Annotated in this window: 11 protein-coding genes; 6 read left to right on the forward strand and 5 right to left on the reverse strand. The window is 71.5% G+C overall.

Annotated features, from left to right (window positions below; genetic code table 11):
• Positions 1–265, forward strand: a 265-nt coding sequence (locus ABDW35_RS25425; protein WP_343716656.1) for an SDR family oxidoreductase, incomplete at its 5' end; no start/stop codon positions are given.
• Complete coding sequence (locus ABDW35_RS25430; protein WP_343716657.1) at positions 262–681, forward strand: metallopeptidase family protein; 420 nt, start codon at positions 262–264, stop codon at positions 679–681. The genes ABDW35_RS25425 and ABDW35_RS25430, both read left to right, overlap by 4 nt.
• A 7-nt stretch (positions 682–688) precedes the next feature.
• Here ABDW35_RS25430 and ABDW35_RS25435 read toward each other — a convergent pair whose 3' ends face one another.
• From ABDW35_RS25435 to ABDW35_RS25445, 3 genes are read right to left on the reverse strand one after another with little or no spacing between them, the layout of a single operon-like run.
• On the reverse strand, positions 689–1,795 hold the full coding sequence (locus tag ABDW35_RS25435) for an AI-2E family transporter (protein WP_343716658.1): 1,107 nt from the start codon (positions 1,793–1,795) through the stop codon (positions 689–691).
• Positions 1,796–1,835: 40 nt separating this feature from the next.
• Complete coding sequence (locus ABDW35_RS25440) at positions 1,836–2,447, reverse strand: uracil-DNA glycosylase family protein (RefSeq protein WP_343716659.1); 612 nt, start codon at positions 2,445–2,447, stop codon at positions 1,836–1,838.
• Positions 2,448–2,506: 59 nt separating this feature from the next.
• On the reverse strand, positions 2,507–3,241 hold the full coding sequence (locus ABDW35_RS25445) for an NAD-dependent deacylase (protein WP_343716660.1): 735 nt from the start codon (positions 3,239–3,241) through the stop codon (positions 2,507–2,509).
• Positions 3,242–3,317: 76 nt separating this feature from the next.
• On the opposite strand from ABDW35_RS25445, the gene ABDW35_RS25450 reads away from it, so the two are divergent.
• The 3 genes from ABDW35_RS25450 (at position 3,318) to ABDW35_RS25460 (ending at position 6,146) form a co-directional block, all read left to right on the forward strand.
• The gene (locus ABDW35_RS25450) at positions 3,318–4,151 is read left to right on the forward strand and encodes an EcsC family protein (RefSeq protein WP_343716661.1); all 834 of its coding nucleotides are present in this window, start codon (positions 3,318–3,320) and stop codon (positions 4,149–4,151) included.
• Between the two features lie 112 nt (positions 4,152–4,263).
• A complete protein-coding gene (locus tag ABDW35_RS25455; RefSeq protein ID WP_343716662.1) occupies positions 4,264–5,292 on the forward strand; it encodes an isopenicillin N synthase family oxygenase in 1,029 nt (342 codons plus the stop codon).
• A gap of 35 nt (positions 5,293–5,327) precedes the next feature.
• Positions 5,328–6,146, forward strand: coding sequence for a MetQ/NlpA family ABC transporter substrate-binding protein (locus ABDW35_RS25460; protein ID WP_343716663.1), 819 nt, complete (start codon positions 5,328–5,330; stop codon positions 6,144–6,146).
• A gap of 15 nt (positions 6,147–6,161) precedes the next feature.
• Here the strand turns inward: ABDW35_RS25460 and ABDW35_RS25465 are convergent, their stop codons facing one another.
• Positions 6,162–6,974 carry an AAC(3) family N-acetyltransferase gene (locus ABDW35_RS25465; RefSeq protein WP_343716664.1) on the reverse strand — a complete coding sequence of 271 codons (813 nt, stop codon included), beginning with the start codon at positions 6,972–6,974 and terminating at the stop codon, positions 6,162–6,164.
• Between the two features lie 70 nt (positions 6,975–7,044).
• Positions 7,045–7,956: a LysR family transcriptional regulator gene (locus ABDW35_RS25470; protein ID WP_343716665.1), complete on the reverse strand. Its 912-nt coding sequence runs from the start codon at positions 7,954–7,956 to the stop codon at positions 7,045–7,047.
• Between the two features lie 127 nt (positions 7,957–8,083).
• On the opposite strand from ABDW35_RS25470, the gene ABDW35_RS25475 reads away from it, so the two are divergent.
• Positions 8,084–9,051 (forward strand): aldo/keto reductase (locus ABDW35_RS25475; RefSeq protein ID WP_343716666.1); only part of this gene is annotated, 968 nt, incomplete at its 3' end.

The following is a 9,051-nucleotide window of genomic DNA, read 5'->3' on the forward strand; positions in this document are numbered from 1 at the left end:
GGTCGGGCTGACCCTGCCGGCGGCGCGCGACCTGGCCAAGAGCGGCGTGCGGGTGATGACCGTGGCGCCGGGACTGATCGGCACGCCGATGATCGAGGCGATGCCGCAGCAGGTGCAGGACAGCCTGATCGCCACCACCCTGTTCCCGCAGCGCCTGGGCCGGCCGGAGGAGTTCGCCCAGCTGGTGCTGCACATCACCGCCAACGAGATGCTGAACGGATCGGTGATCCGCCTCGACGGCGCCGTGCGGCTGGCGCCGCGATGAGCGCGCCGCCCGCGGCGCAGGGCTTCACCGTGCCGCCCTCGATCGACGACCTGATCGAGCTGGCGGAGGAGGGGTTCGAGCGCATCCCGGCGCGGCTGCGGGCGATGGTCCGCGGCGTCGCCATCCAGGTGGTTGACTTCCCGGACGACGAGACGCTGGACGAGATGGGGCTGGAAAGCCCGTTCGACCTGCTCGGCCTCTACACCGGCACGCCGTTCGGCCAGAAGACCTTCGCCATCGCCACCAGGCCGGACATGATCTTCCTCTACCGCCGGCCGATCCTCGACTACTGGTGCGAGACCGGCGAGGATCTCGGCCATGTCGTCCGCCACGTGCTGATCCACGAGATCGGCCACCATTTCGGCTTCTCCGACGACGACATGGAGGCGCTGGAGCGCGAGGCGGACGAGGGCTGAGGCGGCCTCACCCCTCCAGCAGGTGGCCGAAGGCGCGCAGAGGGCGCAGGCGGTCGCAGACGATCTTGGTGATGGCCAGCATCGGCACGGCCAGGATGGCGCCGGCCACGCCCCACATCCAGTACCAGAAGATCAGGGCCAGGATCACCGCCACCGGGTTGATGGTGAAGCGCCGCGCCAGCACCATCGGCGTGAACCATTCGCCCTCGGCGACATGGATGCCGAGATAGAGGGCGGCCGGCAGGATCGCGGTCCAGGCCGGCCCCTCGGCCACCAGCCCGACCGCCAGGAACAGCGCGACGCCGAAGAACGGGCCCAGGATCGGCACGAAGTTCAGGCAGAAGGCGACCGCGCCCCACAGCACCGGGGCCGGCACGCCGCAGGCCCACATCACCAGCGCCGTGGCGACGCCGACCAGGGCATTGATCACGGTGACGGTGAGGAGATAGGCGGACAGGTCGCGCTCGATCTGCAGCGAGATCGCCACCGCCTCCCGCTTCTCCTCGAAGTTCGGCAGGATCTCGACGAAGCGGCGCAGGAAGGTCTCGCCGAACACCAGCAGGTAGAACAGGATCAGCAGCGTCTCGAACAGGTGCGAGGCGACCGTGCTGGTGCCGGCGAACACCGCGGTGACGATGTCGGTCGGATGCTCCAGCAGCGACCCGGCGCCGCCGAAATGCACGCCGAGGCCCTCCAGCCGGTCCTGCAGCCGGTGCAGCGGTTCGGCCAGGAAGGCGAATTTGGCCTGCAGCGCCGGCCATTCGTTCGGCAGGTTGCCGGCCCATTCGGCGGCCGGGCTGGTCAGCAGCGCGCCGATGCCGGCGAAGATCGCCAGCAGCAGCAGGATGGCGGTGATGGCCCCGACCGCGCGGGGGATCCGTACCGTCTCCAGCAGCCGCACCAGCGGCTGCAGCAGCAGCTTCAGCACCACGGCCAGCACGACCGGCAGGACGATGTCCCGCGCGACATAGAGGGCGACGGTCAGCGCCAGCAGGCACAGGATGCCGAGGAAGACCGTCTTCGGGTCCTGCGGCAGCGGCATCTCCGGGACGGGACCGTTGCCGTTGTGACCTCGGGCGTCGGTCGGCGCGGCCTTGTCGGGGTCGGAATGCATCAGCGGATCCTGGGCGACGGGGACGCGGGCGGGGCGGCCATCAGGCGCCATCCGCCAGAGCGGCAGCGGTCCTGAGCCGCAGCACCGGCAGGAGCTCCGCCTCGAACCACGGGTTTCGCTTCAGCCAGCCGGTGTTGCGCCAGCTGGGATGCGGCAAGGGAATGAAGTCCGGCTGGTGGTCGCGCCAGGCGGCCACGGTCTCGGCCACGCTTGCCTTGCGCCGGGCACCGAGATAGCGGGCCTGGGCCAGGCCACCCACCAGCAGGGTCAGGCGGATATCGGGCAGCAACGGGCGCAGCCGCGGATGCCAGGTGTTGGCGCAGATCCGCGGCGGCGGATAGTCGCCGCCCTTCGGGTCGGTGCCGGGGAAGCAGAAGCCCATCGACACCAGCGCCACCTTGGTCTCGTCATAGAAGGCGTCGTGGTCCAGGCCCAGCCATTGCCGCAGCCGGTCGCCGCTGGCATCGGTCCAGGACAGGCCGGAGGCCTGCACCCGCGCCCCGGGCGCCTGGCCGATGATCAGCAGGCGCGCGGTCGCGGCGGCGCGCAGCACCGGGCGCGGCGGGTGCGGCCAGCGGCCGGCGCAGATCCGGCAGGCCCGCGCCGCCGCCACCACCGCCGCCAGTTCGTCCATCGCCGCAACAGTCGCCATGCGACCGGTCTAGGCCGTTCGCAGGCCGCGGCCAAGCGCCGATGACGCCGCGGCGGCAGTCACCGCTTCGGGAATTCGCCCGCCAACAGCGCCGCGACCAGCTCCGGCACCAGCCGGGTCGCCGGGCCGTGGCGGCGGATGTGGAACAGGCCGGAGCCCTCTCCCGGCTCCAGGTTCAGCTCCACCGTCAGGGCGCCGGCGTCCAGCGCCTGGTGGACGAAGGCGGCGGCCGGGTAGACGGTGCCGGAGGTGCCGATCGACACGAACAGCCGGCAGCCGGCCAGCGCGGCCGCGATCTCGTCCATCGCCAGCGGCATCTCGCCGAACCAGACGACGTCGGGCCGCATCCCGCCCGTCTCGCCGCAAGCCGGGCAGGGGGTGTCGACCGACAGGTCGCCGGCCCAGTCGCGGCCGGCGCCGCAGGACTGGCAGCGGGCGCGGTTCAGCTGCCCGTGCATGTGGATCAGCCGGTTGCTGCCGCCGCGCTCATGCAGGTCGTCGACATTCTGGGTCACCAGCAGCACCGGGCCCGGCCAGTCCCGCTCCAGCCGCGCCAGCGCCGTATGTGCCGCGTTGGGCCGCACCGCCGGGTCGGCCAAGGTGCGGCGGCGGGCATTGTAGAAGCCGTGCACTCGCGCCGGGTCGCGCGCGAACGCCTCGGGCGTGGCCACATCCTCCAGCCGCACGCGGGTCCACACCCCGCCGGCGTCGCGGAAGGTGTCGAGGCCGCTCTCCTTCGAGATGCCGGCCCCGGTCAGGATCACGATCGGATCGCCGGGCTCGATTCGCTTCATCCTTCGATGATGATGCCGCCGGCGCTGGGGCTCAACGGCCCTTGTCGGCGCGCCGCGACCCCCAATCTTTTCCGGTATGACCGACGCCGCCACCGCCCTTCCCGCCCCGCTGCCCTTGCCGCCCGATGCTTTGGCCGAACTGGCCGAGGCCAAGGCCGTGCTCGACACCGATTCGCTGGTGGCGCGGCTGTCGGCCCTGGCCGGAACGCCGGTCGAGGCGCTGAAGCGGAACCTGCCGGCCGGGGTGCAGTCGGCGATCGACGGCGCCGTCCGCCGCGCTTTGACCTCGGCGCTGAAGGCGGCGTTGCGCAGCGGCCCCGGCCGCCGGGTGCCGCGCGGGCCGGAGGCCTGGCTGCATCGCGGCCTGGCGGCGGCCAGCGGCGCGGCCGGCGGCGGCTTCGGCCTGCCCGGCACGCTGCTGGAGCTGCCGGTCTCCACCGGCCTGTTGCTGCGCCAGATCGCGGCCGAGGCCGCGGCGGCGGGTGAGGACCCGGCCAGCCCGGAAACGGCGATCGAATGCCTGAAGGTCTTCGCCATGGGTCGGCCGGACCCGTCCGACGACGCGGTGGAGACCGGCTATCTCGCCACCCGCATCGCGCTGGCCCGGGTGGTGCCGAACGCCACCGCCACGGTGATGCCGCGGCTGGTGTCGATGGTCGCCGCCCGGTTCAGCGGGCCGGTGCTGCTGAAGCTGTCGGCCCAGGCCGCCCCGGTGCTGGGCGCGGCCGCCGGCGCCGCGGTCAACCTGGCGTTCCTGGAGCATTTCCGCCGCCTGGCGCGGGCCCATTTCACCGTGCGCCGGCTGGAGCGGACCCATGGCGCCGCGGCGGTGCGGCTGGCCTATGAGAGCCTGCGGCCGGTGCCGCCGCCCGACCTGGCGGCGCTGCCGCCGAGGCGCCGCCGGGGCTGATCCGGCAGGTATATTAACTTTGTAATATTGTTGTATAAATCGGCATTGCATCGGGATATGTAAATTAAAGCATCGCGCCACCGCGCGCCGTAATTCCCGTCCCGAGGCTGCCATGACCACCGCCACGCTTGCCCTCCCGCTGCTCGACCTGTCTCGGCTCGATGCCGGCCCGGCGGCGCGCCAGGCCTTCCTCGACCAGCTGCGGGCGGCCGCCCGGGATGTCGGCTTCTTCTATCTCGGCGGCCATGGCGTGCCGGAGGAACTGGTGACCCAGGTGAAAACCGAGGCGCGCCGCTTCTTCGCCCTGCCGGAGGCCGACAAGCTGGCGATCGAGATGGTGCATTCGCCGCATTTCCGCGGCTACACCCGCGCGGCGTGGGAGCGGACGCGCGGCGAGCCGGACTGGCGCGAGCAGTTCGACATCGGGGCGGAGCGGGCGGTGATCCCGCAGGGTCCCGGCGTGCCGCCCTGGCTGCGGCTGCAGGGCCCGAACCAGTGGCCGGCGGCGCAGCCGGCCCTGCGGACCACGCTGCTGGGCTGGCAGGCGGAGCTGACGCGGGTGGCGATCCGCCTGCTCGAGGCCTTCGCCGCGGCGCTGGGCCAGCCGGCGGACGCGCTGGAATCGATCTATGGCGACACGCCGAACCAGCACATCAAGATCATCCGCTACCCCGGCCGCGAGGCTACCGGCAGCAGCCAGGGCGTCGGCGCGCACAAGGATTCCGGCTTCCTGACCCTGCTGCTGCAGGACACCCAGCGCGGCCTGCAGATCGAAGGCGAGGACGGGCGCTGGATCGACGCCGAGCCGGTGCCGGGCACCTTTGTCGTCAATATCGGCGAACTGCTGGAGCTGGCGACCAACGGCTATCTCCGCGCCACGGTGCATCGGGTGATCACGCCGCCGGCCGGCACCGACCGGCTGTCGGTCGCCTTCTTCCTCGGCGCCCGGCTCGACGCCACCGTGCCGCTGCTCGACCTGCCGCCGGCCCTGGCGGCGGAGGCGCGCGGCCCGGCCAGCGACCCGCAGAACCCGCTGTTCCACGATGTCGGCCCGAACTACCTGAAGGGCCGGCTGCGCTCGCACCCCGACGTGGCGCAGCGCCACTACGCCGATGTCCTGGCGGCCCAGGCCGCCTCCTGAACACGCCGCACTCCTCGACCTGACGGATCCCAAAGATGCTGAGTTCCCTGATCGCCCGCCTGGCGCGGGTGGCGATCGCTGCCGCCTTGCCCTTCGCCTTCGCCGGCGCCGCCCTGGCGCAGGACGCGCCGCTGAAGGTCGCGGCCGACGCCGTGCCGCATGCCGAGATCCTGGCCTTCGTGCAGAGCCAGGCGCCCGACCTGAAGCTCGACATCGTCGAGCTGTCGACCGCGGTGAACCCGAACGAGCTGCTGGCCCATGGCGACATCGACGCCAACTACTTCCAGCACCTGCCCTATCTGCGCTCGCAGGAACAGGCGCTGGGCGAGACCTTCGCCGTCGCCGCGACCGTGCATATCGAGCCGCTGGGCGTCTATTCCCGCAAGGCGAAGAGCTTCGCCGAGGTGAAGGACGGCGGCAGGGTGGCGGTACCGAACAACGTCACCAATCTCAGCCGCGCCCTGTACCTGCTGCAGGACCAGAAGCTGATCCGGCTGAAGGACGGCTTCGCCGAGCCGGACAAGCAGCTGGCGACGCCGAACGACATCGCCGAGAACCCGAAGCACCTGAAGGTGCTGGAGGTCGAAGCGGCGCTGCTGCCGCGGGCGCTGGACGATGTCGACCTGGCGGTGATCAACGGCAACTACGCGCTCGAGGCCGGCCTGACCCCGGCCAAGGACGCGCTGGGCTTGGAGAAGGCCGAGGGCAACCCCTACGCCAACATCCTGGTGACCACGCCGAAGCTGGCGGACGACCCGCGGGTCAAGCGGCTGGCGGAGGTGCTGACCTCGCCGGCGGTGGCCAAGTTCATCCGCGACCGTTACCAGGGCTCGGTCATTCCCGTGAATGACTGAGGGACGGCGCGGGCGTCAGCGATGCCCGCGCATCCAGTCCGCCGCGGCGTCGACGATCCCGCGGATGGGCAGCAGGCGGCAATGGGCCATCCCGACCGGGCCTGCCGCGCCCAGGCCGGGGCTGGCGTCCAGGACCGCACCGATCGTCTCGAAATCGTCGGCGTCATAGTCGGGCGCGTCGATCGTGACCCAGCGCCGCACGCCGTCGACCCGGACGGGCAGGCCGGTGCGCATGGTGCGGAGCTTGCCGGCCTTGTGCTCGGCCAGATGGAAGGACGTGCAGGTGGCATAGCCTGTTCCCAGGAACAGGACGCGGGCCTCCGCCTCATACAGGCGGGCCAGCGGCGATCCCTCACCCAGCCACACGTCGAGCGGATGAGGCGTGATGACGGTCTCTGCCCCGGCGCCCCAGGCGGCGAAGGACACCTGCGGATGGGCGCTGCGGACCACGCCGGGCACGGACCGGAAGGTTTCGGCGATCACGCCGAGGCCTCGCGTCGGAGAGAGGTGGGGATCGTAGACCGGCATCTCTGCCCGGATCGGCTCGATCCAGTCCGCCGGCACCGGCGGGGCCCGCCACTCCGCGGGGTCGGACAGGCCGCTGGTGAAGCTCGGCATCGCCAGCAGGCCGGCCGGGCCGACCGCGGCCATCAGCGCCTCGATCACCGCCTGGGACCCACCCGCGACGAAACCCAGCGCCGACAGCGAGCTGTGGACCAGCAGCCGGTCGCCGGCGCGGACGCCCAGCGCCTCCAGCCCGGCGCGGAGCCGGGACAGCGTGACCGGGCCGTCGCCCGTTCGCCGTATCGCCGCCAGCTCGCCATCCATCGCGACACACCCCGGTTCGAATCGACAGCGCATCATCGGCGGGATCGCGCAGCCCCGCCAGGATCGGTCCTCACCGGCGGTTCGCGGCCAGGTTGTCGGCGCGGATGAAGTCGATGAAAGCGCGCAGCGCCGCCGGCATCTGGCGCTGGCGCGGATAGTACAGGAAGAAGCCCGGGAAAGGCGGCGACCAGTCCAGCAGCAGCGGCACCAGCCGCCCGTCCGCCAACTCCGCCGCGATCATCCCTTCGAACACATAAGCCAGGCCGGTGCCGTCCAGCACCGACCGGATCAGGAGCCGCTGGTCGTTGTTGACGATCAGCGGTCCGTTCGGGCTGACTGTCAGCTCCCGGCCATCCTTCTCGAACTCCCACGCATAGACGACGCCGCTCGGGAAGCGATAGCCGAGGCAGGCATGCTCGGTCAGGTCGCGCGGCGTTTCCGGCCGCGGTCTGCGCGCCAGATAGGACGGGGCCGCGACCACGACCAGCCGCTGCTCGCCGCCGAAGCGCACCGCCACCATGTCGCGCTCCAACTGCTCGCCGAGGCGGACGCCGGCATCGAAGCCGCCGGCGACGATGTCGATCAGGGCGCTGGTGACCGAAACCTCCAGCCGGACCTCCGGATAGGCGTCGAGGAATCGCGCCACCATCGGCGCCAGGACCAGCTCCGCCGCCGGGATCGAAGCGGTGATCCGCAGCGACCCGGCCGGCTGGCGGCGGAACTGGTCGATCTCCCCGACCGCGCCCTCGATGTCGCGGAAGGCGGGCTCCAGCCGGGCCAGCAGCCTTTCGCCCGCCTCGGTCGGCGTGACGCTGCGGGTGGTGCGGTTCAAGAGGCGCACGCCCAGCCGTTCCTCCAACCCGCGGATCGCATGGCTGAGGGCGGAGGCGGAGAGGCGCAGCTCGATCGCCGCTTTGCGGAAGCTGCGGTGCCGCGCCACCGCGGCGAAGGCGGCCAGATCGGGCAAATCGGGGCGAAGCATTGCTGAATCCTGCTCATCAGCTTATGCACATATCTACGGGTTATCGCATGATCGTCCAGCCCCCATTCTCCTGGCGTGCCGCGGCGGTCAGCGCGACCGGCGGCCTCGAACGCTCAGGAGAACCATCATGGACAGACGCTCCCTCGGCCAGGACGGCACCACCGTCTCCGCCATCGGCCTCGGCTGCATGGGCATGTCCGAATTCTACGGCACGCGCGACGATGCGCAGTCGCTCGACACCCTCGCCGCGGCGCTGGAGCACGGCATCGACTTCCTCGACACCGCCGACATGTACGGGTCGGGGCACAATGAGGAACTGGTCGGCCGTTTCCTCAAGGGCCGGCGCGACCAAGTGGTGCTGGCCACCAAATTCGGCATCGTGCGCGAGCCCGGGGTCGCCGGGCGGCGGATCGACAACTCGCCGGCCTATATCCGGGCCGCCGTCGAGGCCTCGCTGAAGCGCCTCGGCACCGACGTCATCGACCTCTACTACATGCATCGCCGCAACCCGGACGTGCCGGTCGAGGACTCGGTCGGCGCCATGGCGGAGCTGGTCAAGGCCGGCAAGGTCCGCCAGATCGGTCTGTCCGAAGTGTCGGCCGAGACGCTGCGCCGGGCCCATGCGGTGCATCCGATCGCGGCGGTGCAGAGCGAGTATTCGCTGTGGACCCGCGACGCGGAGCGCAACGGCGTGCTCGAGGCGTGCCGCGACCTCGGCACGACCTTCGTCGCCTATTCGCCGCTCGGCCGCGCCTTCCTGGCCGGGGCGGTGACCGACACCTCCACCCTGCCTGCCGATGATTTCCGCCGCGTCAATCCGCGCTTCGCCGACGAGGCGCTGGCGCAGAACACGCGCCTGGTCGAGGCGCTGGCGGATCTCGCCTTCGATCTCCGCGCCAAGCCGGCCCAGGTGGCGCTGGCCTGGCTGCTGGCCAAGCACGGCAACGTCGTGCCGATCCCGGGCACCAAGCGCCGTGCCTATCTGGCCGAGAACGCCGCGGCCGCCGCGATCCGGCTGACGGCGGAGCAGGTGTCATCGCTGGACGCCCTGTTCGCACCGGAGGCCGTGGCCGGCGCACGCTACAATGAAGCGGG

The sequence above is a fragment of the Inquilinus sp. genome, from assembly GCF_039594555.1.
Taxonomy (GTDB): Bacteria; Pseudomonadota; Alphaproteobacteria; order DSM-16000; family Inquilinaceae; genus Inquilinus.

What these genes read in the sequence shown, in the direction of transcription:
- ABDW35_RS25435 (WP_343716658.1), bottom strand. Translation starts at nt 1,795, where the DNA reads ATGCATTCCGACCCCGACAAGGCCGCGCCGACCGACGCCCGAGGTCAC.
- ABDW35_RS25465 (WP_343716664.1), bottom strand. Translation starts at nt 6,974, where the DNA reads ATGGATGGCGAGCTGGCGGCGATACGGCGAACGGGCGACGGCCCGGTC.
- ABDW35_RS25460 (WP_343716663.1), top strand. Translation starts at nt 5,328, where the DNA reads ATGCTGAGTTCCCTGATCGCCCGCCTGGCGCGGGTGGCGATCGCTGCC.
- ABDW35_RS25440 (WP_343716659.1), bottom strand. Translation starts at nt 2,447, where the DNA reads ATGGCGACTGTTGCGGCGATGGACGAACTGGCGGCGGTGGTGGCGGCG.
- ABDW35_RS25470 (WP_343716665.1), bottom strand. Translation starts at nt 7,956, where the DNA reads ATGCTTCGCCCCGATTTGCCCGATCTGGCCGCCTTCGCCGCGGTGGCG.
- ABDW35_RS25430 (WP_343716657.1), top strand. Translation starts at nt 262, where the DNA reads ATGAGCGCGCCGCCCGCGGCGCAGGGCTTCACCGTGCCGCCCTCGATC.
- ABDW35_RS25450 (WP_343716661.1), top strand. Translation starts at nt 3,318, where the DNA reads ATGACCGACGCCGCCACCGCCCTTCCCGCCCCGCTGCCCTTGCCGCCC.
- ABDW35_RS25455 (WP_343716662.1), top strand. Translation starts at nt 4,264, where the DNA reads ATGACCACCGCCACGCTTGCCCTCCCGCTGCTCGACCTGTCTCGGCTC.
- ABDW35_RS25445 (WP_343716660.1), bottom strand. Translation starts at nt 3,241, where the DNA reads ATGAAGCGAATCGAGCCCGGCGATCCGATCGTGATCCTGACCGGGGCC.